Source organism: Allobranchiibius sp. GilTou73, from assembly GCF_021391335.1.
Lineage (GTDB): Bacteria > Actinomycetota > Actinomycetes > Actinomycetales > Dermatophilaceae > Allobranchiibius > Allobranchiibius huperziae.
In genome coordinates, this window is record NZ_CP090051.1 from 148,407 (window position 1) to 169,640 (window position 21,234).

24 protein-coding genes and 1 pseudogene are annotated in these 21,234 nt (G+C 71.2%); 7 read left to right on the plus strand and 18 right to left on the minus strand.

All coding sequences use genetic code 11. From position 1 onward, the window contains the following. Window positions 1-89: 89 nt before the first annotated feature. From LVQ62_RS00715 to LVQ62_RS00735, 5 genes are all read right to left on the minus strand, one after another. Window positions 90-983, minus strand: coding sequence for a DUF3027 domain-containing protein (locus tag LVQ62_RS00715; protein ID WP_233763710.1), 894 nt, complete (start codon window positions 981-983; stop codon window positions 90-92). A 4-nt stretch (window positions 984-987) separates the two neighbouring features. Beyond that, window positions 988-1,371: a cold-shock protein gene (locus LVQ62_RS00720; protein ID WP_233763717.1), complete on the minus strand. Its 384-nt coding sequence runs from the start codon at window positions 1,369-1,371 to the stop codon at window positions 988-990. Window positions 1,372-1,433: 62 nt separating this feature from the next. Next, a complete protein-coding gene (locus LVQ62_RS00725; RefSeq protein ID WP_233763719.1) occupies window positions 1,434-2,066 on the minus strand; it encodes an HAD family hydrolase in 633 nt (210 codons plus the stop codon). Continuing rightward, entirely contained in the window at window positions 2,060-2,650 is a 591-nt protein-coding gene (locus tag LVQ62_RS00730) for a hypothetical protein (RefSeq protein WP_233763721.1), read from the minus strand. Before LVQ62_RS00730 ends, LVQ62_RS00725 begins: the two co-directional genes overlap by 7 nt. Next, window positions 2,650-3,585, minus strand: coding sequence for a 1,4-dihydroxy-2-naphthoyl-CoA synthase (locus LVQ62_RS00735; RefSeq protein WP_233763723.1), 936 nt, complete (start codon window positions 3,583-3,585; stop codon window positions 2,650-2,652). The genes LVQ62_RS00730 and LVQ62_RS00735 overlap by 1 nt, the downstream gene beginning before the upstream one ends. Window positions 3,586-3,666: 81 nt before the next feature. On the opposite strand from LVQ62_RS00735, the gene LVQ62_RS00740 reads away from it, so the two are divergent. Then, a complete protein-coding gene (locus tag LVQ62_RS00740; protein WP_233763725.1) occupies window positions 3,667-4,332 on the plus strand; it encodes a maleylpyruvate isomerase family mycothiol-dependent enzyme in 666 nt (221 codons plus the stop codon). After that, window positions 4,329-5,354, plus strand: a complete 1,026-nt coding sequence (locus LVQ62_RS00745; RefSeq protein ID WP_370639652.1) for an o-succinylbenzoate synthase — start codon at window positions 4,329-4,331, stop codon at window positions 5,352-5,354. The genes LVQ62_RS00740 and LVQ62_RS00745 overlap by 4 nt, the downstream gene beginning before the upstream one ends. Here LVQ62_RS00745 and LVQ62_RS00750 read toward each other — a convergent pair. Both LVQ62_RS00750 and LVQ62_RS00755 read right to left on the minus strand, forming a co-directional pair. Beyond that, on the minus strand, window positions 5,326-6,102 hold the full coding sequence (locus LVQ62_RS00750) for an inositol monophosphatase (protein ID WP_233763735.1): 777 nt from the start codon (window positions 6,100-6,102) through the stop codon (window positions 5,326-5,328). The two genes, LVQ62_RS00745 and LVQ62_RS00750, sit on opposite strands and share 29 nt — an antisense overlap. Then, entirely contained in the window at window positions 6,099-6,836 is a 738-nt protein-coding gene (locus tag LVQ62_RS00755; RefSeq protein ID WP_233763738.1) for an SDR family oxidoreductase, read from the minus strand. Before LVQ62_RS00755 ends, LVQ62_RS00750 begins: the two co-directional genes overlap by 4 nt. Before the next feature lie 38 nt (window positions 6,837-6,874). Here LVQ62_RS00755 and LVQ62_RS17665 point away from each other — a divergent pair, with 38 nt between their 5' ends. Next, a complete protein-coding gene (locus tag LVQ62_RS17665; protein ID WP_370639653.1) occupies window positions 6,875-8,956 on the plus strand; it encodes a 1,4-dihydroxy-2-naphthoate polyprenyltransferase in 2,082 nt (693 codons plus the stop codon). 15 nt (window positions 8,957-8,971) lie between these two features. On the opposite strand, the gene LVQ62_RS00770 is transcribed toward LVQ62_RS17665, so the two are convergent. After that, the gene (locus LVQ62_RS00770; protein ID WP_233763739.1) at window positions 8,972-9,931 is read right to left on the minus strand and encodes a helix-turn-helix domain-containing protein; all 960 of its coding nucleotides are present in this window, start codon (window positions 9,929-9,931) and stop codon (window positions 8,972-8,974) included. Between the two features lie 75 nt (window positions 9,932-10,006). On the opposite strand from LVQ62_RS00770, the gene LVQ62_RS00775 reads away from it, so the two are divergent. The 4 genes from LVQ62_RS00775 to LVQ62_RS00790 all read left to right on the plus strand — a co-directional run bounded on the left by LVQ62_RS00775 (window position 10,007) and on the right by LVQ62_RS00790 (window position 13,612). Next, window positions 10,007-11,239: a hypothetical protein gene (locus tag LVQ62_RS00775; RefSeq protein ID WP_233763741.1), complete on the plus strand. Its 1,233-nt coding sequence runs from the start codon at window positions 10,007-10,009 to the stop codon at window positions 11,237-11,239. Beyond that, window positions 11,236-11,748 (plus strand): GNAT family N-acetyltransferase, encoded by a 513-nt coding sequence (locus LVQ62_RS00780; protein WP_233763746.1) that lies wholly within the window; start codon window positions 11,236-11,238, stop codon window positions 11,746-11,748. Before LVQ62_RS00775 ends, LVQ62_RS00780 begins: the two co-directional genes overlap by 4 nt. A gap of 64 nt (window positions 11,749-11,812) precedes the next feature. Then, window positions 11,813-12,196: a DUF2255 family protein gene (locus tag LVQ62_RS00785; RefSeq protein WP_233763748.1), complete on the plus strand. Its 384-nt coding sequence runs from the start codon at window positions 11,813-11,815 to the stop codon at window positions 12,194-12,196. A 60-nt stretch (window positions 12,197-12,256) separates the two neighbouring features. Further along, a complete protein-coding gene (locus LVQ62_RS00790) occupies window positions 12,257-13,612 on the plus strand; it encodes a glutamine synthetase family protein (protein WP_233763763.1) in 1,356 nt (451 codons plus the stop codon). A gap of 7 nt (window positions 13,613-13,619) precedes the next feature. Here LVQ62_RS00790 and LVQ62_RS00795 read toward each other — a convergent pair whose 3' ends face one another. The 10 genes and pseudogenes from LVQ62_RS00795 to LVQ62_RS17670 all read right to left on the minus strand — a co-directional run. Beyond that, on the minus strand, window positions 13,620-14,363 hold the full coding sequence (locus LVQ62_RS00795; protein ID WP_233763765.1) for an N-acyl homoserine lactonase family protein: 744 nt from the start codon (window positions 14,361-14,363) through the stop codon (window positions 13,620-13,622). 23 nt (window positions 14,364-14,386) lie between these two features. Then, complete coding sequence (locus tag LVQ62_RS00800; RefSeq protein ID WP_179478848.1) at window positions 14,387-14,620, minus strand: DUF4229 domain-containing protein; 234 nt, start codon at window positions 14,618-14,620, stop codon at window positions 14,387-14,389. A gap of 5 nt (window positions 14,621-14,625) precedes the next feature. Then, window positions 14,626-15,624 (minus strand): c-type cytochrome biogenesis protein CcsB, encoded by a 999-nt coding sequence (ccsB, locus tag LVQ62_RS00805; RefSeq protein WP_179478846.1) that lies wholly within the window; start codon window positions 15,622-15,624, stop codon window positions 14,626-14,628. Between the two features lie 132 nt (window positions 15,625-15,756). Then, window positions 15,757-17,244 (minus strand): cytochrome c biogenesis protein ResB, encoded by a 1,488-nt coding sequence (locus LVQ62_RS00810; protein WP_233763767.1) that lies wholly within the window; start codon window positions 17,242-17,244, stop codon window positions 15,757-15,759. Beyond that, window positions 17,244-17,993, minus strand: a complete 750-nt coding sequence (locus tag LVQ62_RS00815) for a cytochrome c biogenesis CcdA family protein (RefSeq protein ID WP_233767571.1) — start codon at window positions 17,991-17,993, stop codon at window positions 17,244-17,246. Before LVQ62_RS00815 ends, LVQ62_RS00810 begins: the two co-directional genes overlap by 1 nt. 5 nt (window positions 17,994-17,998) lie before the next feature. Next, a complete protein-coding gene (locus LVQ62_RS00820) occupies window positions 17,999-18,589 on the minus strand; it encodes a TlpA disulfide reductase family protein (protein ID WP_233763769.1) in 591 nt (196 codons plus the stop codon). Next, window positions 18,586-19,233 carry a histidine phosphatase family protein gene (locus LVQ62_RS00825; protein ID WP_233763771.1) on the minus strand — a complete coding sequence of 216 codons (648 nt, stop codon included), beginning with the start codon at window positions 19,231-19,233 and terminating at the stop codon, window positions 18,586-18,588. Before LVQ62_RS00825 ends, LVQ62_RS00820 begins: the two co-directional genes overlap by 4 nt. A gap of 81 nt (window positions 19,234-19,314) precedes the next feature. Beyond that, window positions 19,315-20,628 carry a glutamate-1-semialdehyde 2,1-aminomutase gene (gene hemL, locus LVQ62_RS00830; RefSeq protein WP_233763773.1) on the minus strand — a complete coding sequence of 438 codons (1,314 nt, stop codon included), beginning with the start codon at window positions 20,626-20,628 and terminating at the stop codon, window positions 19,315-19,317. A gap of 188 nt (window positions 20,629-20,816) precedes the next feature. Then, window positions 20,817-20,999 carry a hypothetical protein gene (locus LVQ62_RS00835; RefSeq protein WP_233763776.1) on the minus strand — a complete coding sequence of 61 codons (183 nt, stop codon included), beginning with the start codon at window positions 20,997-20,999 and terminating at the stop codon, window positions 20,817-20,819. A gap of 55 nt (window positions 21,000-21,054) precedes the next feature. Further along, a pseudogene (locus tag LVQ62_RS17670) lies at window positions 21,055-21,147 on the minus strand (MarR family transcriptional regulator); the annotation flags it as partial. Window positions 21,148-21,234 lie beyond the last annotated feature (87 nt).

Sequence of the window (21,234 nt, forward strand, 5' to 3'; positions counted from 1 at the left end):
TGACGGCGTTTACGTTCATCGACGGCGTTCGAACACCGTCAACGAACGCGTACGCCGTCAGCGTGGAGCGCGATCGGGTGTGGCGAACCTCAGGCCTCCTGCGGCCCGTCGTCCGGTGCGTCGGACTCGGAGGTCGCGTCGGTCGGCTCAGGGAGTTCGGACTCTGGCGCGGCCGGCTCGACCTCCACCGCGGCGGGCGGCTCCTGCTCGGGCGCAGCAGGCGCGGGCTCGGAGACCTCCAGCGCGAACTCGTCCAGCACGTGGCCCTGTTCGGGCTCGGAGGACGGTAGGTCCAGCTCGATCTCGCTGTGCGCGCCGCACCCGTGGTCCAGGGAGACCACGGCGCCGTCGCTCGGCGACCAGGCATTGGTGCAGACCCCGAAGACCTGGCGCAGCGCACCGGCCAGTGGCAGGAAGAAACCGCACGTCGTGCACTGTGCGGGTGCCTTCACGGCGATCTCGGACGTGGGCCCGTGCGCGCCGTCGTACCAGCGCTGCGCAGCCTCGTCGCGACCCTCCGCGGACAGCACGCGCGGCCGTCCGAGGCCCAGTTCGAAGAAGCCCGTCTCGTCGACGTCCTCATCGCCGGTGGCCTCGAAGCCGGCCTCCAGGCGCGGGTCGTCCTCGATGTACGGCGTGATGTCGCCGGCGCCGATGTCACCGGGAGCCAGGCGCTCGGCGTACGGCAGCCACTCGGGTGACAGGACGGCCTGGTCGCCGGGGAGCAGGTTGGCCTCGCAGACCGTCGCCATCTTCGCGCGGGGGGCGCGGGCGACGGAGATCGACCAGTGCCAACCCTGGTATCCCCTGCGCTCGCAAGCGAACTGGTGCATGGCCAGGCGCTCGTCGAGCATCACGACACCCAGGTGCTCACCGACGTCCTCGGCGGAGGAGATCTCGACGGCGGCCGCGCGGGCGACCTCGACCGCATCGGTCAGGACCTTGTCGGCCTTGGGCCGCGTCGAGCGCGTCTTGGTGGGCATGGACTCAGACCTCGAGGTCGTCGGCGACCGCGCGGAGGACGGCGGCGATCTTGCCGCTCTGCGCCTTGTCGGGGTAGCGGCCGCGGCGCAGTCCGTTGCCGAGCCCGTCGAGCATCTTGATCAGGTCCTCGACGATGAGGCCCATGTCGTCGGCGGGCTTGCGGTGGCGGGCAGCGAGCGAGGGGGCGGCGTCCAGGATCTTCACGCTCAGCGCCTGCGCGCCGCGACGGCCCTCGGCCACGCTGTACTCCACGCGGGTGCCGCCCTTGACCACGGTCGTGCCGGTGGGCAGGGCGCTGGAGGGCAGGAAGACGTCCTGGCCGTCGTCGCCGGAGACGAATCCGAAGCCCTTCTCGGAATCGAAGAATTTGACCTTGCCGCTGGGCACGATGCACCTACTCGTTCGCTGCGTGTTGGGGTGTTCCGTCGCGTTTCCGCTGACGGACAAGGTTAACCCGTCGAGGCGGCTCGCTCGAACTCATTGAGCCGCTCCCCCAGAGCCACCAGGTCGGGCACGACGGCGTCGGCCCCGGCCTTTCTCAGCATCGCCTCGTCGTGCGGCCCGGTCGTCACGCCGACGGCGTACGCCGACGCGGCCCGGGCGGCGTACATGTCGCCCTGGTGGTCACCGACGTACATCCGCGCGTCGTGCGCGCGCAACGGGACAGCCTTGTCCTCGGCGAAGACCGCGCCGACCACCACGTCGGGCCGCAGTCCCACGTGCTCGAGCACCGCGTGCACCGCCGCGGGAGCCTTGGCGCTCACCACCAGCACCCGCCCACCGTCGGCGTGGATCAGCTCGACCAACTCGACCGCCCCCGGGGGGGGGGTGGTCAGTCGGACGGCGTGCTGCAGATAGACCTTCCGGTAGTCGTCGGCCGCGCCGTGCACCTGCTCATCGGGCAGGAAACGACCCAGGTTGGCCTCCAGCGGAGCTCCGATCAGCGGCCACAGCTGCTCGTCACGTGCGGTGACACCGCGCTCGGACAGCACCTGCTGCATGCATTCGACGATCCCCTGACGGGAGTCGACCAGAGTCATGTCGAGGTCGAACCCCACGACGAACGGCGCGCTGCTCACCATCGGTTCGGTGCCCCGCTCTGGGTCCACCGGCGGCGCTCGCCGGAGGAGCTCACGAGCCGCACGATCGCGAAGATCACCAGCACGAGCCCGAGCAGCCCGAAGACGGCCGCACCGGCGAAGCCGAGGAGCACCGGGATCCCGATGTCGTGACCGAGGCCGTCGATATTGCTCTGGGTGGCGACCCGGAAGGACGCGTCGCCGCAGTCGAGCCGGTAACTGCCCGCCGTGGTCGAGGTGAAGGCGGCCGCCTCCGTGTCGTCGTCGATGGTGCTTCCGGAGCTGCTGACGAAGCCGATGAACTGCCCGGACGGGTCCAGTGCGCCACACCGCGCGCCCGCGCCGATCTGGTCGGCGGTGCCGCGGGAGGCCAGGAGGACGTACCGGGTCGACGCCTCCAGCCGCTGCGGGGCCGACGCCGTCCATCGGCCGTGCTGCAGGGCGTCCAGGCCGCTGCGCACGCCGGTCCAGATCCCGAGGCCCAGGCATCCGGGCGCCAGGATCAGCAGACAGACCAGCCCGATGCCGAGCGGCCACCAGCCGCGAGTGCGCGGTGGTCCCGTCGGGTCGACGTAGTGGTCGTTCATCAGAAGTACCAGGGGTAGGGCGACCAGTCGGGGTCGCGCTTCTCCAGGAACGAATCGCGACCCTCGACGGCCTCGTCGGTCATGTACGCCAGGCGGGTCGCCTCCCCCGCGAAGACCTGCTGCCCCATCAGACCGTCGTCGGTGAGGTTCATGGCGAACTTCAGCATCCGCTGCGCGGTCGGGGACTTGCCGTTGATCTCGGCCGCGACCTGGATCGCCTCGCGTTCGAGCTCCGCGTGGTCGGCCACGATGTTGACCGCGCCCATCCGCTGCATGGCCTCCGCGTCGTACGTGCGGCCCAGGAAGAAGATCTCGCGCGCGAACTTCTGGCCGACCTGCTTGGCCAGGTACGCCGACCCGTAGCCCGCGTCGAACGAGCCGACGTCCGCGTCGGTCTGCTTGAACCGCGCGTGCTGGCGGCTCGCGATGGTCAGATCGCACACCACGTGCAGCGAGTGGCCGCCGCCCGCTGCCCAGCCTCCGACGACCGCGATCACGACCTTCGGCATCGTGCGGATCAGCCGCTGCACCTCCAGGATGTGCAGCCGCCCGCCCTGCGCCTTGACCCGCGCGGCGTCCACGGTGTCAGCGGTCTCGCCCTGCGCGTACTGGTATCCGCTGCGCCCGCGGATGCGCTGATCGCCGCCGGAGCAGAAACTCCACTTGCCGTCCTTGGGGCTCGGGCCGTTGCCGGTGAGCAGGATCGCGCCGACGTCGGGGGTCATCCGCGCGTGGTCGAGCACCCGGTAGAGCTCGTCGACGGTGTGCGGCCGGAACGCGTTCAGCACCTCCGGACGGTCGAAGGCGATCCGGACCGTGCCGCGCGCCGGGCCCTCCAGCGTGCACCGGTGATAAGTGATGTCGGTCAGGTCGAAACCGGCCACCGGCTCCCAGGACGAGGGATCGAACGGCTGGTCGGCGGCTGCGTCGGTCACGCGGACGACTGTATGCCGGGCGGTCGTGCGGGTGCACTCCCTGCCGATCGCGGCTGTCGACCCGGTCGTACTGTCGGTGCCATGGATGCGGTGCAGGAGTGGAAGGACGCCCAGGCGCGCGTCATCGAGCTGGTCGAGGGGCTGTCCGCGGACGCGGCGGAGACGATCGTCCCCGCGTGCCCGGACTGGACCGTGCGCGACCTGCTGTCGCACATGATCGGTCTGGACGCCGACGTCCTCGCCGGTGACGAGCCCGATGACCACAACGAGGCGTGGACCGGCCGACAGGTCGACCAGCGCCGTGGGCGGGACGTCGCGGCTCTGGTCGACGAATGGAGTTCGCTCACCGAGCCTCTCGCGACATGGATGCAGGCGAACACCACCCGACCGCTCGGCGACGTGGTGATCCACGAACAGGACCTGCGAGCCGCGCTGCACTCCCCGGGTGCCCGGGACACCAATGGGCTGCGCGCGTTGCGCGACCGAATGGCGGACGGGTTTGCCGAGCGGGTGCGTGACACCGGCGCCTCCACGATCGAACTCCGTTCACCGACGTGGCAGTTCGTCGCGGGCGAAGGTGCGCCGGCGGTGCGGGTGGAGGCCTCGGAGTTCGACCTGACCCGCGCGCTGATGTCACGCCGCAGCGCCGACCAGCTGCGCGCCTGGACCGTGGAGGGCGACATCGAGCCGTACGTCGAGCTCTTCGCCGGCCTGGGGCCGCTGCCGCACGACGCACCACCGGAGTGAGCCTCGTGAGCAGTGCCGACGCACCCGCTCTCGGGGATCTGCTCGACGGTCTGAGAGTCGTGAGCATCCCCCTGCGCACCCGGTTCCGCGGCATCGACTATCGCGAGATCGCTTACCTGGCAGGCCCGTCCGGCTACGGGGAGTTCGCGCCGTTCCTGGAGTACGAGCCGCCGGAGGCGTCGCGATGGCTGCTGGCCGCGATCGAGGCGGCGTACGACGAGTGGCCCGTCGCGGTCCGCGAGAGCGTCCCGGTCAACGCGACCGTCCCTGCCGTCGACGCGGTCGACGTGCCCGCCGTCCTCGCCCGCTACGACGGCTGCACGACCGCCAAGGTGAAGGTCGCCGAGCGCGGGCAGCGCCCGGCCGACGACCTGGCGCGAGTGGCGGAGGTGCGCAACGTCCTCGGCGCGGACGGTCGGGTGCGGGTGGATGCCAACGGCGGCTGGCCCGTGGAGGAGGCCGCCGCGTCCCTCGAACGCCTTGCGGCGTACGGGCTGGAGTACGCCGAGCAGCCCTGCGCGACCGTCGAGGAGCTGGTCGAGCTGCGAGCCCTGTTGGCGCACCGAGGCGTCGACGTGCGTATTGCGGCCGATGAGTCCATCCGCAAGGCCGAGGACCCGCTGCGGGTCGCGCGACTCGGCGCCGCCGACATCGCCGTGGTCAAGGTCGCGCCTCTCGGCGGCGTGCGCGCCGCCCTTGCTGTCGCGCAGGAGAGCGGACTGCCGATCGTGGTCTCCAGCGCGCTGGACTCCAGTGTGGGCATCGCCGCCGGCCTCGCCCTCGCGGCGGCGCTGCCGTCGCTGGAGCACGCCTGCGGGCTCGGCACGGTCGAGCTGCTCGAAGGCGACGTGACCACGGATCGCCTGGTGCCGCAGGGCGGCTCGCTGAAAGTCCGCCGCCCTGAGGTCTCCCGCGAGCTGCTCGACCGGTGGGCGGCCGCACCCGACCGCGTGCGGTGGTGGCAGGACCGCGTCACGGCCTGCCACCATCAGCTCAACGCAGGTCGTGAAGCGGACCTCTGACCGACTCGAACAGCTCGGGCGTCGCAGCCGCGAGCAGCGGCTTCGCGAGGCTGCCCGCGTCGTATGCGCCACCGTCGAGGTAACCGACGGCCCCGCCCACCTCGGCGACGATCAGCGAGCCCGGCACGTGGTCCCACGGCATCACGGATCGATAGAGCAGGTAGTCGCACTCGCCGACAGCCAGCTTGGGGTAGTCGATCCCGCAACTGACCCAGGTCAGGGTCAGCGGCTCGAACCCGGCCGGGGTTCGGCCGATCATGGCCCGGTCCGACGTACGCCCGTCCGCCGGCTCGTGCGCCGCCCGCTGCTCCAGCCGCACGCCGTCGCGGTAGACGCCCGAGCCGCGTTCGGCGACGTACGCCGCCCGGTGCTCGGGCTGCCAGATCCACGCGCGCACCGGCTGGCCCCCGCGTACCTCGCCGATCATCATGGCGTGGTCGACCGAGCCGTGCACGAAGTTCTTGGTGCCGTCGATCGGGTCGACCGTGAAGAAGTCCTGCGTCGTCCGGGCGGCGGTGAGCAGCGACGGGTCACCCGCGACCGCCTCCTCGCCCACGACGAGCACACCGGGGTACGCCGCCCGCAGCCGCGCGGTGATCAGCACCTCCGCCTCGCGGTCGGCGACGGTCACCAGGTCGCCGGGATTCTTCTCCATCACCTGGTCGGCCGACAGGGCCCGGAACCGCGGCGTGACGACCTGCTCCCCGACCTCCTGCAGGAGGGCCAGGATCTCCTCGGTCTGCATCATTCGCGGTCGATCTTGTCCTTGCTGGCCTGCGCTCGGGGCCGCACCAGGATGCTGTCGAGGTTGACGTGCTCGGGCTGACCGGCGACGAACGCGACGCACTCGGCGATGTCCTCGGCCGTCAGCGGCCCCTTCACCCCCCGGTAGACCGCGTCCGCCCTCGCCTGGTCGCCGCCGAGGCGCACGAGGCTGAACTCGGGCGTTGCCACCATCCCGGGGTCGATCTCGCAGACCCGGACGGGCTGATCCCACAGCTCCAGCCGCAGCGACCCCATCAGCGCCTGCACCGCCGCCTTCACGCCGCAATAGCCCGCGCCGCCCTCGTACGGCGCCCAGGCGGCGTACGACCCGGTCGCGAGGATCGTGCCGTGCCCGGCGGTCAGCGCGGGAAGCAGCGCCTTGATCGTCGCGGCGACGCCGATCACGTTGACCTCGTACATCTTCCGCCAGTCATCGAGATCGGCCGTGGCCACCGGGTCGAGGCCGTAGGCGCCGCCGGCGTTCGCGAAGAGCAGGTCGATCCGGTCGCCCGCCGCCTCGGCGAGCGCGGCCACGTCCGCGCTCGACGTCACATCGCAGCGCACCGCGCGTCCGCCGATCTCGCGGGCCAGTCCGTCGATCCGGTCGGTTCGACGCGCCGCGCAGATCACCTCGAAGCCGTCCGCCGCGAGCCGCCGGGCCGACGCCTCCCCGATCCCGCTGCTCGCGCCGGTCACCACTGCGATCCGCTTGGTCATGGGGGCAACGATAGGGCCGCGGCTTACGCTTGCTGACCGTGCCGACCCTCGTCCCGTACGCCGTCCGCCCGGATGACGTCGGCGCGTACCGGAACGCGCTGGGTCAGGCGTTGGAGGGGACGGGGCCCGCGCTCGCGCCCGACTCCGCTGCGTTGCCCGATGGTCCCCTCCCGGACGATCTGGCCCTGGTCGTCAGCACATCCGGGTCGACCGGCTCCCCCAAGCGGGCGATGCTGACCGCGGCGGCGCTGCGGGCGAGCGCGGACGCGACTCACGAGCGACTCGGCGGTCCCGGCCAGTGGTTGCTGGCCATGCCGGCCCACCACATCGCCGGCACCCAGGTGATCATCCGGTCGCTGCGCGCCGAGACCGACCTGCTGGTGCTGGAGCGGTTCGACGTCGACGGATTCGTCGCTCGCACCGCGCAGCTGACCGAGGAGCGCGCGTACACCTCGGTGGTGCCCACCCAGCTCGGCCGGTTGCTCGACGCGGCGCCGGAGTCCCTGCGCCGCTACGACGGGATCCTCCTCGGCGGGGCCGCGGCCTCACCGACCCTGCTCGCGCGCGCCGCGGACGCCGGGGTGCGCGTGCTCACGACGTACGGGATGAGCGAGACCGCGGGCGGCTGCGTCTACGACGGCGTGCCCCTGGCGGGTGTGTCGGTCGAGCTGGAGGACGACGGGCGGATCACGCTGGCCGGCCCGACGATCGCGCACGGCTACCTGGCCGACCCCGAGCGCACGGAAGCGGCGTTCGACCTCTCGACCCCGATGCGGCGGTTCCGCACGGACGACCTCGGTGAGGTGCGCGACGGGGTGCTGCGGGTGCTCGGGCGCCGTGACGACGTGATCGTCACCGGCGGCATGAAGGTCGCGCCGCAGGTCGTGCAGGACGCGGCGGCCGCGCTGCCCGGGGTCGCGGACGCGGTCGCGCTGGCGCTCCCGGACCCCGAGTGGGGGCAGGTGGTCGCGCTGGCCGTCGTCCCCACCCGAATTGGACATGCGCAACGGGGCACATCCGACCCGCTGCGCATGTCCGATTCATGGACGGTGCACGAGGTGCGCGACGCACTGCGAGGCGATCTCCCGGCGTACGCGCTGCCCCGCCGGCTGCTCGTGCTGGACGCGCTCCGCTGCGCGGACCAGGTAAGCCGGACCGCGTGGCGCTGGCGGCCCTGCCCGGATGGCAGGATTGAGCCACCTCCCCGCACGTCCGAAAGGCAGCCGCACCCCACCATGGCCACGTTGAACCAGTGGGTGCAGGGCGCCCGGCCGCGCACCCTGCCCCTCGCCGTCGCCCCCGTGGTGGCCGGCACCGGAGCGGCGTACGCGCTGCGGCACGCCAACCCGGCGTACGCCGTGCTCGCCCTGCTCGTCGCCGTCAGCCTGCAGATCGGCGTGAACTACGCCAACGACTACTCCGACGGCATCCGCGGCACCGACGACGAGCGCGTCGGCCCGGTCCGGCTGGTCGGCCAACGGCTGGCCCCGGCCGCCAACGTGAAGCTGGCGGCGTTCATGGCGTTCGGTTTCGCCGCACTGTGCGGGCTGGCGCTCGTCGCGCTGGCCAACCAGTTCTGGCTGCTGCTCATCGGGGTCCTCGCCATCGTCGCCGCGTGGAAGTACACCGGCGGCAAACACCCCTACGGCTACCTCGGTCTCGGAGAGCTCTTCGTCTTCGTCTTCTTCGGCCTCGTCGCCACGCTGGGCACCACCTACACCCAGGTCGGGCACGTCGAGGGCGCGACCTGGGCAGCCGCGGTGGGCGTGGGGGCGATGGCGTGCGCGGTGCTCGTCGCCAACAACCTGCGCGACATCCCGGGCGACCGCGAGGTCGGCAAGCGCACCCTGGCCGTGCGGATGGGCGAGCACGGCACGGCGGTCTTCTACGTCTTCCTGCTCTGCGTCGCGCTGGCAGCGACCATCTTCGCGGCCCACACCCGCACGTGGGCGCTGCTCGGGATCCTCGGCGTAGGCGCGGCCGTCCCGTCCATGCTGCTGATCGTGCGAGGCACCCGCGGTCGCGCGCTGATCCCCGCGATCGCCGGCACCAGCCTCGCGGCGCTCGGGTACGGCGTGCTGCTCGGCCTCGGTTTCTACCTCGACTACCTGGTCGGCTGACCTCACGGCGTCGGATCAGGTCGACGTGAGCGCGTCGCCCAGTTCGGTGCGCCAGTAGAGCACTTCGCGTCCCGAGCGCCGTCGCAGGACGGCACCGGCGTCCAGCAGCACCCGCAGGTGGCCGCCGATGGACCCGATGGGCAGCCCGGTCAGTGCCGCGAGTTGGGTGGTGCTGTGCGGGGTGGCCAACGCTCTCAGCACTCGCGCCCGGTTGCCGCCGACCAGCCTGGCCAGCCCGTCTCCGAGGGGTGACCCGGTGTCGGCGAGCGCGCCTCCGACCGGGTAGGCCAGCGCGTAGTGGGTGGGCAGTCTCCACGAGACCCAGGTGCCCGGGGAGTGGACCGGCACGAAGGAGAGCGAGAGCGCGTCCCGCAGGTCGCGCGGCGGGATGTCGTGTCGGCTCACCACCAGCTGCCCATCGGGAAGCCAACTCCATCGCGCGGACAACTCGGGTATGACGGCCGCCCATCCTCCGCTCGCGAGCCGCGCCGTCCGCGAGACGATGTCGGCCTGTAGCACCCGCTCCCGACGGGGCCAGTCCGACGCCACCGTCGCGGTCCACACCCACTCCAGCAATGCCAGCAGCTCACGGTGGACGCCAGGTACCTGCAGGATCTCCGCGGGTGGATGGTGCCCGACCTCCCACAGATCGCCCAGCACCCTGGCGTCGTCCCATTCACGGGCGATGACGTCGAGCTCCTCCTGGAAGCTCATGCCGGGCCGCTCCGGTGCGACGGTCAGGAAGTCGGCCATCCATCCCAGTCTCTTCGCGGTGCTGCCGCGAAAGGCGCTGTGCAGCAGCGTTGCTCGCACGGGATGTTCGGCCAGCATGGCGTCGAACGCCGCACGGTGCGCCGAGTAGAAAGCACGTTGCCAGGGCACGTTCGGCGGTCGCCCGAGCAAGGTGATGGCCGCGGACACCTCGTGCAGCGGCGACACCACGAATCGGGACCGCGCGAGTAGGTCCGCCGGCACGATCCACCGGCTCAATGTTTCGCCCTCACGCGAATCATTGTGCCTCGGCGACCCCGAGTGCCAGCGTCGACCTCCATGCGCACCTACCGCGACATCTTCGCCGTCTCGCAGTTCCGTGCGCTCTTCGTGGCCCGCTGCATCGTGATGACATCGATCTCGCTGGCAGGTCTGGCGCTCGGCACCATCACCTACGGTGCCACCGGCTCGCCGGTCCTGACCGCGCTCAGCATGTTCGGCGGACCCCTCATCACGCTGCTCGGCTCGTCCCTGGTGCTCGGAGCCTCCGATTCGCTGCGCCCGCGCACCGCGATGATCGCCTCGGCCGTGGCCGCCCTGGTCGCCGACTCGCTCCAGGCCATCCCGGGCATGCCGTGGGGCGCGCGGTTCGCGATCCTTGCGGTGCCGTTCCTGGTCGCGTCGGCGACGGGTGGATCGACGGTCCGGCTTCTCACCGCGATCGTTCCTGCTGACGGACTGCTCCTGGGTCGCGCCACACTCAACATCGCCGTCGGCGTCATGCAGGTCATCGGATACGGGCTGGGTGGCTTTCTGCTGCAATGGTTCTCGGCACCTGGGCTGTTCGTGATCGCTGCCGTCGCCGATGTCGTCGCGATCGTCGTGGTGCGCCTCGGCGTCGGCGACCACCGCGCTGTGTCGAACGGGGGCAGCAGCCTCCTGCGCCGTACCCGCACCGTGAACCGCTCGTTGCTCGGTTCGCGCGTGACACGCCCGCTCTACCTCTGCATGTGGGTGCCCAACGGTCTGATCGTCGGATGCGAAGCGCTGTTCGTCCCGTTCGCGGGTGCGGCCGGGGCGGGTCTCCTCTTCGCGACGTCCGCGGCAGGGATGCTCTTCGGGGATGTGGTGATGGGGCGCTTCATCCCGCCGCCCCTGCGCGATCGACTGATCGGGCCGGTCCGGCTCTGGCTCGCCGCGCCGTACCTGGCGTTCTTCTGCCACCCTGCGCTGCCCGTGGCAGCCGTGCTCGCGTTCCTGGCGTCCTTCGGCTACTGCGCGTCGCTGCCGATGCAGGAAAGGCTGCTGAGCTGCACCTCACCGGACATCCGTGGTCAGACCTTCGGGCTCTTCAGCAACGGACTGATGATCGGCCAGTCGCTGGGCGCGCTCGCCGGAGGGGCCGTGGCCATGGCAGTCCCACCGCACGATGCCATGGGCATCCTCGCGGTCGCGTCAGCCCTGGTCACCGTCTCACTCACCCGCGGCCTCAGACGTTCGGCGCCCCACGCCCGGTCGGGGAAGACGACCAGCGTCGAGCCGGCGGAGGACGAGGGCATGATGCTGCGGTGACGACAGCACATGGCGACAGCGGCGGCCCTGCGATCCGGGCTGCCGCGACCGAGGACGTCCCGGCGATCGCGGCCCTGGTCGACCGGATGTGGCGCGCGACGTACGCCGATCTGGTCGACGATTCCTTCTGGGCGACCGTGCCGATGACGTTCTGGGCCGCGGAGGTCCGCTCCCACCTCTGCGTCGCGCCGACCGCGCTCGTCGCGATCGAGGGGGACGACGTCGTCGGATGGGTGTGCAGCGGCCCGGCCCGTTCGGAGCAGATCGACGTCCCACGGGCGCGCAGCCGCGAGCTCTACACCCTGTACGTCGGCGCCCCCGGCCACGGCCTCGGCCAACACCTCCTCGACGCCGCGCTCCCGAACGACGAGCCGGCCGAACTCTGGGTCTTCGAGGCCAACCTCGCGGCGCAGCGCTTCTATCGGCGTAACGGCTTCACGCCGGAGGGCAGCCGGCACGTCTACCTGCCCGAGACCGCGGCCCTGCCGGAGATCCGGATGATGCGCTGACCCCACGCGGCATGATGGATGGTGACGGCGTCGGCGGACGTTCGATGCGGATCGGAGCAGCGTCATGACCTCTTCGTGGTCCACCGACGAGGCGGCCCACATCGCCGCCGCCGACGAGCTGCAGATCGCCGTCAGGCGTGCGGACGGGACGTTGCGCCGGTGGGTGACGATCTGGGTCGTGTGCGTCGGTACGGAGGTCTACGTGCGGACCTGGTACCGGCGCGACACCGGCTGGTTCGGCCACGCGACGAGGTCCCTGAAGGGCCGCATCAAGGTCCCCGGCCTCGAGGCCGACGTCACCATCGAGGACGTCGACAGCCGCCCCGCCGAGCTGCGCGCGGACGTCGACGCCGCTTACCGCGCCAAGTACGGCAGCACCTCCGGGGACCGGATGGTCGGCGACGACGCCGCCGACGCCACCCTGCGGCTGGTGCCCGACCGTCCCTGACGGTGATTCGGCGCCGTCGGATTGCGGATGGTTCGGTGACCGACCCGGCATGATGCTGCGATGACGACTTCGCAGCACGCCGATCGCGAGAAGTTCGAGCACCTGCGCACGACGCTCGAGACGGCCGGGGTGCGGGCGGTGCTCGGCACCACCGTCAACGCCGCCGGGCTGACTCTCGCCAAGAGCGTGCCGATGCCGCGCTTCGAGGCGTTCCACCGCACGGGCCTCGGGGCGGCACGGGTGTGGCCGGTGTTCTGCATCGACGCCGCGATTGCCTCCGCCCCGGGCATCGACGCCACCGGAGATCTGCGGCTGCGCATCGACATCGACGCGCTGCACGACCTCGGCGACGGACTCGCGTGGGCCCCGGCCGATCTGCGGACGCAGCAGGGGGATCCGGTCGGCGCGTGCACGCGCAGCCTCCTGCGGACCGTCGAGCAGCAGCTGGCGACCGCGGGGTTGGCGGCACTCGTCGGGCACGAGCTGGAGTTCGTGCTGGTCGGCTCCGACGGAGAGGCGCAGGGCAGCGGCTGGGTGCCGTACGGCGCGACCGGACTGCTCGACCAGGAGGCCTTCGCGTCCGACCTGCTCATGGCCGCCGAGGCCGGCGGGCTCCGGATCGAGCAGCTGCACAGCGAGTACGGCCCGCAGCAGTTCGAGTTCTCCCTCGCACCGCAGTCACCGGTCGACGCGGCCGACGCCGTCGTGCTGGCCAAGCTCCTCGTCGGGCGCACGGCACGACGTCACGGGATGCGGACGTCGTTCTCCCCCAGACCGTTCCACGGGGCGGTGGGCAACGGTGCGCACCAGCACTTCTCGCTGCAACGGGATGGCCGGCCGCTCTTCGGAGGCGGTGACGGACCGTACGGCATGACCAGCGCCGGCGGTGCTGCGATCGGGGGCATCCTGCGCGGGCTGGCCGAGGTGCAGGGTCTGCTGACCGGGTCGCTGCTCTCCGGTGCGCGCCTCTCCCCCGGCATGTGGTCCGGCGCGCACGCCGGCTGGGGGCTGGAGAACAGGGAGACCGCCGTACGCCTCATCCGGGGCAGCACCCCGGACGGATCCAACGTCGAGGTGAAGTGCATCGACCCGTCCGCCGGCGTCTACGCCGCGAGCGCGGCGGTGCTGGCGCTCGCCCTCGAGGGCATCACCGACGGCACGTCGTTGCCCCCCGAGGTCGACGAAGACCCCAGCGGATGGAGCGACGAGGACCGGGCTGCGGCCGGGGTGCCGCTGCTACCCGACGACCTGGCGACCGTCCTGGCGGCGCTCGACGGATCCGCGCGAGCCAGGCGGCTGCTGGGCAACGACATCGTCGACGCCACGGTCGGCGTGCGACGGCACGAGCTCGACACCTACGGCGACCGGGAACCGGAGGAGGTCGCCGAGTTGTTCCGGCTCGCCTGGTCGATCTGACGCCGGCTCAGCGATAGGAGGAGTGCGGCGCGAGACGCAGGGACTGGGGCCGCGACCGGTCGTGGCCGTAGATCAGCAGCCCGCCCGTCGCGTCGGCCAGCTCCCGCAGTGCGTACGCGCTGCGCCGAGCCGCCACCGGATCGTGATGGGCCGTCCAGTCATCCCGCTCGAAGCTGCTCGCGACGTGCACAGCATCTCCCGCGAGGATCACCGTCCCGGTCTGCGGGAGCTGCACCACGACCGACTGGTGGCCGGGCGTGTGTCCTGGAGTGTGCAGCACCCGCACCCCCGGCGCGACCTCGGCAGGGCCGTCGAGCAGCTCGTACGCCAGCTGCGGCAGGTCCCAGAACCGCGCCGGGTAGTCGGGGTCGCCGCGCGCGAAATCGACCTGGGCACGCTGCACGAAGCACCGCGCGTGCGGGAAGAGGTCGTTGTCGCCGGCGTGATCGAAATGCAGGTGGGTGTTGACGACGTACCCGACGTCCGCGGGCGTCAGACCGAGCTCACCGAGCCGGTGGGTGAGAGTGTCCGCAGGAGTCATCACCCCGCGCAGATCGCCCTCGGAGTCCGTCCCCCGCCAGGCCAGGTCCGCGTCGTCGACGTGACCCCGGTGCATCCCCGTGTCGACGAGCAGGTGGGCGCCGTCGGCGAGCCGCACCAGGTACGCCGAGACCGGGAGCCGCAGACGCGACCCGCCCGACCGGGGCGCCACCGTCGAGGCGGTGCAGTCGCACACGCCCAGGTCGAGCACCCACAGCTGCTCGGCGCAGGAGGTCAGTCGTCGTCCTCGGCCGTGCGCATCGCGTCGGCCTTCTCGCGCTTCTTCTCGACCCGGCGCTCGACCTGGGCGGCGAACCGCTCACGAGGCACCCGCAGGGCGTAGACCGAGATGACCGCGGACACCACTGCGGAGATCACCAGCAGCGGCCAGCCGCGCAGCTGGCAGAACCACAACGCGATGAGGACGAGGAAGAACGTCGACAGGCGCAGGAGGGTGTAGCGGGCCATTCAGGTCACAGCCCGGAGTAGGAGTGCTGGCCGACGAAGTACACGTTGACGACGCCGTAGTTGATCAGGATCGCGGCGAAACCGGCCAGCGCGATGTACGCCGCCTTCTTGCCCGACCAGCCGGCCGTGGCGCGGGCGTGCAGGTAGGCGGCGTAGACGACCCAGATGACGAGCGTCCAGACCTCCTTGGGGTCCCAGTTCCAGTAGTGTCCCCACGCCTCCTGCGCCCAGATCGCCCCGGCGATGAGCGTGAAGGTCCACATCGGGAACGCCACGATGAGCACGCCGTACGTCGTGCGGTCCAGCGACGCCGCGGACGGCAGCGCGTCCATCCACTTGAGGCGCTCGCGACCCGCCTCGCCCCGCTCGTCGCGCCAGTTCTGCACGAAGTAGGCCACGGTCAGGCTGAACGCCAGCGTCGACAGCGCCACGGACAGGGTCGCGACGGTGACGTGAATGGACAGCCAGTAGCTCTGCAGCGACGGCATCAGCGAGCTGGCCGCGGTGTAGTAGACGACGGCGGCGAGCATCTCGAAGAGCACGATCGGGCCGGTCACGAAGACGCCCAGCCAGCGGATGTCCGACTTCAGGCTCCACGCGAGGAAGAACACCATCGCGAACATGCAGCCGACCATGGAGAACTCGTACATGTTGCCCAGCGGCGGGCGACCCACCGCGATGGTGCGGGTGGCGACGGCGACGATGAGCAGCAGCGTGCCGAGCCAGGACAGCGACATGCCGATGCCGCCCCACTGCCGCTTCTCCGGCGTCAGCTGCGTGGTGGCGGGCGCGTCGACGAGCACGTCGCCGTCGGCCGTGGCCCGGGTCTGCGCGGCGGCGGAACGACGTGCCTCCAGGCGCGCCGCTCGGTGCGGCGCACCGGCCAGGTCGAGCGCGAAGGAGACCATCGCCAGCGTGAGCACCAGCGCCGAGGCCCACAGGAAGTGGGAGGAGAGGGTGGCGACGCCCGTGTTGATGTGGTCGTTGCTGAAGTCGAGCTTCATGTGCGGGCACCTGCCTGAGTACGGAGCTGTACGTGCGTGCTGTCATCGCCGGCCACCGCGAGCGCCAGCCCGTCGATCGCCACCTGCAACCGCGGGTCCTCGCCCTTGGCAAGGCCGCCGACCCTGACCAGGCTACGCGCGGGATCCTGGGGGTCCGCCGACACCTTCACGAAGACCCGCCGGCGGCTGCAACGTCATCGACATGATCAGCCCGATCAGGCCGAGCAGCGCGCCGTAGAGCGCGGGCATCTTGCCGGGGTCGTGCCGGGTCGAGAGGCCCGCCCAGCGCTGCACGTTGTCGAAGGTGATCGAGCCCCGTCCGCCGGGCAGCTTCGTCGTCTGTCCCGGCTTGAGGACGATGCGCAGCGGCTGCTTGGCCTGAGCGCCGGTGCCCTGCACCTGCTTCATCGCCGAGGTGTCGAGCGTGTAGACCGACTGCGGAGCGTTCCCCGGGAAGAGGTTGCCGACGTACATCCCGAGCACCAGCGCGGGGTCCTTGGGCGCCGGGAAGGTGGAGACCGGGCCGAGGGTGTCGGAGAACGCCGCAGTCGGCAGGAAGAAACCGAAGAAGCCCATCTGCTTCGCAGCAGGCAGCGACGACACCTTGATCGCACCGGTGGACTTGTAGTTGTTGTCCTGGGACAGGAACGGCGTCTCCTGCCGGTAGAGCACGTTGCCCTTGGCGTCGCGCACGGTGATCATCGGCGCGTAGCCGTTGCCGAGCAGGTAGACCGAGCTGCCGCCGATCGGCAGCGAGTGGTTGACGGAGATCACCTCGCGCTTGGACTTGCCGTTCGTGCCGGTGACCGTGGTGTACGCGGTGAAGTGGCGCGGCTGGCCGTACTGCGGCGACGTCGGCGGGACCTTGTCCTCGAAAGACACGTCCAGGCTGTTCAGGCGGATCGACCACGGGCTGAACTTCGAGTCGTCGACGAGCGGCCCGAGGTTCTCGGTGTCGTAGCCGCCGCTGTTGGAGAAGCCCTGGCCGACCGGCACGATCACGTCGGCGCGCCATCCCCACAGGTGCCCCGCGGCGACGGCCAACACGACCCAGATAAGGCACGAGTGGAAGATCAGGTTGCCGGTCTCGCGCATCCGACCCGCTTCCGCCGCGATGGACCACGACGACTGCGCACTGCCCTCGACGGTCTCGTCCTCGCGCACCCGGTAGCGCTTGCGCTTCAGCACCTCCCGCGCGCGGTCGAGCACGACGTCGGCCGGTTCGTCGACGCTGCGCTCGACGTACGCCGGCAGCCGCGACAGGTTCTTGGGCGTCCGCGGCACCGGCGCCCGCAGCGTGCGCAGGTGGATGCGGATGCGCGGGATCACGCAGCCGATGAGCGAGATGATCAGCAGGATGTAGATCGCCGCGAACCACGGCGACGTGAAGACGTTGAAGAAGCCCAGTCTGTCGAGCCACGGCGCCAGGCTCGGGTGGTTGGTCTTGTACGTCGCGACGCGGCCGGCGTCGATGCCGGTCTGCGGGATGATCGACCCGGGGATCGCCGCGACCGCCAGCAGCAGGAGCAGGAACAGCGCCGTGCGCATCGAGGTCAGCTGCCGCCAGAACCATCGAGCGGTCCCGAGCGGGCCGAGCCGGGGCTGGGTGATGGTGCTCATCAGATCGCCGGCTCGAACGCGCCGTTGCCGACGAGCTGTGTCTGGATCCAGGCCACGAAGTCCTCCCAGAGACCGCTCACCATGAGCACTCCCACGATGAGCATCAAGGTGCCGCCCACCAGCTGCACCGCCCGGTGGTGGTCGCGCAGCCAACGCGACGCGCGTTCGGCGCGGGACCATCCCGCGGCGATGAGCACGAAGGGGATGCCGAGCCCGATCGTGTAGCAGACGGCGAGCAGTACGCCGCGCGGCACCGGCCCGCCCTCATGGCCGAGCGGGGCCGCCGCGACCTGGATCGCGCCGTAGACCGGACCGACGCACGGACTCATCCCGAGCCCGAACACCACTCCGAGCAGCGGTGCGCCGAGCAGGCCGGCGGCGGGGCGCCAGCTGACCGGCAGCCCGCGTTGTCCGATGAATCCCAGGTAGACCAGCGCCAGCAGGATGACGACGACCCCGCCGACGCGGGTCACCAGACCCAGGTGGTTGCGCGTCAGGTCCAGCGCCCAGTTGAGGGCGATCGAGATGCCGACCAGGACCACGCCGAAACCGAGCACGAACAACAGCGCGCCCGAGACGAGTCGGGTACGGCGGCGTTCGTCGGTCAGACCGGTCACGTAGGCAAGGAATCCGGGCACCAGCGGCAGCACGCACGGCGAGGCGAAGGACACCAGCCCGGCGACGAGAGCGAGGCCCACCGCGAGCGGGAGGCTGCCGGTCGCGACGACCTGCTGCACGTCGGCTGACATCGCCGTCACTTGCCGGACAGGGTGTCGTCGACCAGGCCCACCAAGGTGGTGCTGTCGACCGGTCCGGTGACCCGGGCCGCCACGCGGTGCTGGGAGTCCAGCACGAGGGTGGTCGGCGGGCTGTTCTTGAAGTTGCCGCCGAGCGCGGCGACCGTCCGGCCGTCGCCGTACTGCAGCGACGGATAGGTCATACCCCGCTCCCGCGTCGTCGCGAGCGCGGTGTCGGTGCCTTCCTTGTAGTCCAGGCCCATCAACACCACCGGCTGGCCGCTGGCCTTCAGCTGCGTCCACGCCTTCTGCAGGTCGGCGAACTCCGTCTGGCACGGCCCGCACCACGAACCCCAGACGTTGAGTACGACGACCTTGCCCTTGGCATCGGTGCTGCTCGACCACGGCGTACCGGTCAGCTCCGTGCCGGACACCGCGAGCGGCTTGCCTCGCTGCGCGACCGACAGCTGCTCGACGGCGCCCCCGCCGCCGGTGCCGCCGGCGTTGCGGGCCTGCCCGCCGATGGTGTTGCCTCCGCCACCGCTGCTGCACGCCGTCAGCAGGACGGCGGCGCACACCGCACCCGCGGTCAGACGTAGCGGCCTCATGCGCCGACCACCGCGGATGCGAGGGGCAGCAGCGAGGCGGCCGGCTCGGCGTACGTCACCATCGTGACCTCCGGCCCGCGGAAGGTCAGGCTGGTGACCGAGGCGAGCGTGCACTCGCGGTTGCGCGGGTTGTGCCACAGGCGGCGGTGTTCGGCGTCGAGCCGCGAGATCCATACAGGCAACTGGTGGCTCACGATCACTGCCTCACGACCTTCGGCCTTCACCCGTGCATCGGCGATCGCCGCGCGCATGCGGGCGGCGATCTGCGCGTACGGCTCGCCCCAGGACGGCTTGACCGGGTTGACCAGCTTCGGCCAGAAGCGCGGTTGGAGCAGCTGACGGGGCGAGGCGCCCACTGTCAGCCCCTCGAAGTCGTTGTCGGCCTCGATGACCCGATCGTCCAGCGTCACCGGCAGCCGGGCCACCTCGGCGAGCGGCTCGATCGTCTGCTGAGCGCGTTCCAGAGGCGAGGACACGAGGTGGGCGATGTCGTTGTCGGCGAGGTAGGCCGCGGTCATGTGCGCCATCCGCACGCCGAGCTCCGACAGCTTGAAACCCGGCATCCTGCCGTAGAGCACCTTGCCCGGGTTGTAGACCTCCCCGTGGCGCACCAGGTGCACGATCGTGCGGTCCCCTCCCGTCATGTCCCCCAGTTTCTCATCCGTGTCTGTGTGGTTCGTGACCGCCGGGGCACCGCCGCGAAGACGGCGCGCAGGGGCGGCGATTCAGGCCGCCGCTGCGGCAGCGGCAGCCGTCGGCAGCGCCGCGAGTACGGCGTCGACGGCCTCGTCGTCGTGCGAGGCGCTGACGAACCACGACTCGAACGCGCTGGGCGGCAGATGCACGCCCTGCTGCAGCATCGAGTGGAAGAACCGCCCGAACGCCGCCGTGTCCTGATCGCGCGCATCGTCGTAGTCACGCACCGGCTCGTCGCGGAAGAACACGTTGAACATCGAGCCGGCGCGGCCGATCACGTGCGGCACTCCGGCGGCGCTGAGCGCCTCGGCGGCGCCCGCGATCAGCGCGTCGCTGACCTCCATGAGGCGGTCGTAGACAGCCGGGTTGCACCCGCGCAGCGTCGCGAGCCCTGCGGCCGTCGCGACGGGGTTCCCCGACAGCGTGCCCGCCTGGTAGACCGGCCCGTCCGGTGCGAGCCGGCTCATCAGCTCGGCCGACCCGCCGAACGCCGCCGCCGGGAAGCCGCCGCCCATCACCTTGCCGAAGGTGAACAGGTCCGGTGCGCCGCCCTCGGGCTCGCCCTCCAGGCCGTACCAGCCGGCGGCCGAGCAGCGGAAGCCGGTCATCACCTCGTCGCTGATGAGCAGCGCCCCATGCTCCCGGGTGATCCGCCGCAGCGCAGCAGTGAACCCGGGCTCGGGCGGCACCACGCCCATGTTGCCGGCGGCCGCCTCGGTGATGACACAGGCGATCTCGTCGCCGTGCTCCGCGAACGCCGCCTCGACGGTGGACACGTCGTTGTAGGGCAGCACGATGGTCTCGTGCGCGCTGGAGACGGGCACTCCGGCCGAGTCCGGCAGCGCGAACGTCGCCAGCCCGCTACCGGCCGCGGCCAGCAGCGCGTCGACGTGACCGTGGTAGCAGCCGGCGAACTTCACGACCTTGCTGCGGCCGGTCGCGCCGCGCGCGAGGCGCAGCGCGCTCATCGTCGCCTCCGTGCCGGAGCTCACTAAGCGCACCTGCTCCAGCGGCGCGACCCGGTCGACGATCTCGGCGGCGAGCAGGACCTCGTTCTCACTCGGCGTGCCGAAGGAGAACCCCTTGGCCGCCGCCTCCCGCACGGCCTGCTCGACGTCCGGGTGGGCGTGCCCGAGGATCATCGGCCCCCACGAGCAGATGAGGTCGACGTAGCGGTTGCCGTCGACGTCCGTGAGCCAGGGACCCGTGCCGGACGCCATGAAACGCGGTGTGCCGCCTACGGATCGGAAGGCTCGCACCGGCGAGTTCACCCCGCCGGGGATCACCGTGCGCGCGGTGCGCATCAACTCGTCGGACCGGGTGGTGGGCTGTGCAGAAGGCATGGCGCCATCCTCGCAGGCCCTGCGCCGCCCGGTTCGGCCCCCACCAGGGCCGGTCAGCGGGTGGCAGGTGGTCACCTGTGTCCAGGTGGTCGCTTTGCGTCCGCGGCCAGTGCTGCAGCACTGGCCGAGAACGCAAACTGCACACCCCGACACGCAGCGACGCGTTGCCGCGGTCGGACGGGTGACGGTCAGGCGACCTCGGTGTCCTTGCCGGTCAGATGCCGGCGTACGGCGTCCATCGCCTCGCCCAGCACCTCCAGGTCGTGAGCGCCGATCTGCTCGATGAAGTGCTCGCGCACCCCCTGCACGTGCAGGCGTGCGGCGCGGCGCACGGTGTCCCATCCGGGCACCGTGAGGGGAGAGGACCACACCGCGACGGTCCTCGGGCGCGTCACTGCGCACGACCCACCCGCGACGTTCCAGACGGTTGGCGGTGTGGGTGACCCGGCTGCGGGACTGGATGATCAGGTCGGCGAGCTGGCTCATCCGCATCGATCCCTCGGGGGCCTCCGAGAGCATCGACAGCAGCTCGTACTCCGCGAACGAGAGCCCGGCGCCCTGCAACTCGGTGTCCAGGCGCACTTCGAGGGCGCGGCTGGCGCGTAG

Coding starts and splice junctions, on each gene's coding strand:
- LVQ62_RS00715 (WP_233763710.1), bottom strand. CDS start 983: ATGCCCACCAAGACGCGCTCGACGCGGCCCAAGGCCGACAAGGTCCTG.
- LVQ62_RS00725 (WP_233763719.1), bottom strand. CDS start 2,066: ATGGTGAGCAGCGCGCCGTTCGTCGTGGGGTTCGACCTCGACATGACT.
- LVQ62_RS00730 (WP_233763721.1), bottom strand. CDS start 2,650: ATGAACGACCACTACGTCGACCCGACGGGACCACCGCGCACTCGCGGC.
- LVQ62_RS00740 (WP_233763725.1), top strand. CDS start 3,667: ATGGATGCGGTGCAGGAGTGGAAGGACGCCCAGGCGCGCGTCATCGAG.
- LVQ62_RS00750 (WP_233763735.1), bottom strand. CDS start 6,102: ATGATGCAGACCGAGGAGATCCTGGCCCTCCTGCAGGAGGTCGGGGAG.
- LVQ62_RS00755 (WP_233763738.1), bottom strand. CDS start 6,836: ATGACCAAGCGGATCGCAGTGGTGACCGGCGCGAGCAGCGGGATCGGG.
- LVQ62_RS00775 (WP_233763741.1), top strand. CDS start 10,007: ATGCGCACCTACCGCGACATCTTCGCCGTCTCGCAGTTCCGTGCGCTC.
- LVQ62_RS00785 (WP_233763748.1), top strand. CDS start 11,813: ATGACCTCTTCGTGGTCCACCGACGAGGCGGCCCACATCGCCGCCGCC.
- LVQ62_RS00790 (WP_233763763.1), top strand. CDS start 12,257: ATGACGACTTCGCAGCACGCCGATCGCGAGAAGTTCGAGCACCTGCGC.
- LVQ62_RS00800 (WP_179478848.1), bottom strand. CDS start 14,620: ATGGCCCGCTACACCCTCCTGCGCCTGTCGACGTTCTTCCTCGTCCTC.
- ccsB (WP_179478846.1), bottom strand. CDS start 15,624: ATGAAGCTCGACTTCAGCAACGACCACATCAACACGGGCGTCGCCACC.
- LVQ62_RS00810 (WP_233763767.1), bottom strand. CDS start 17,244: ATGAGCACCATCACCCAGCCCCGGCTCGGCCCGCTCGGGACCGCTCGA.
- LVQ62_RS00815 (WP_233767571.1), bottom strand. CDS start 17,993: ATGTCAGCCGACGTGCAGCAGGTCGTCGCGACCGGCAGCCTCCCGCTC.
- LVQ62_RS00820 (WP_233763769.1), bottom strand. CDS start 18,589: ATGAGGCCGCTACGTCTGACCGCGGGTGCGGTGTGCGCCGCCGTCCTG.
- LVQ62_RS00825 (WP_233763771.1), bottom strand. CDS start 19,233: ATGACGGGAGGGGACCGCACGATCGTGCACCTGGTGCGCCACGGGGAG.
- hemL (WP_233763773.1), bottom strand. CDS start 20,628: ATGCCTTCTGCACAGCCCACCACCCGGTCCGACGAGTTGATGCGCACC.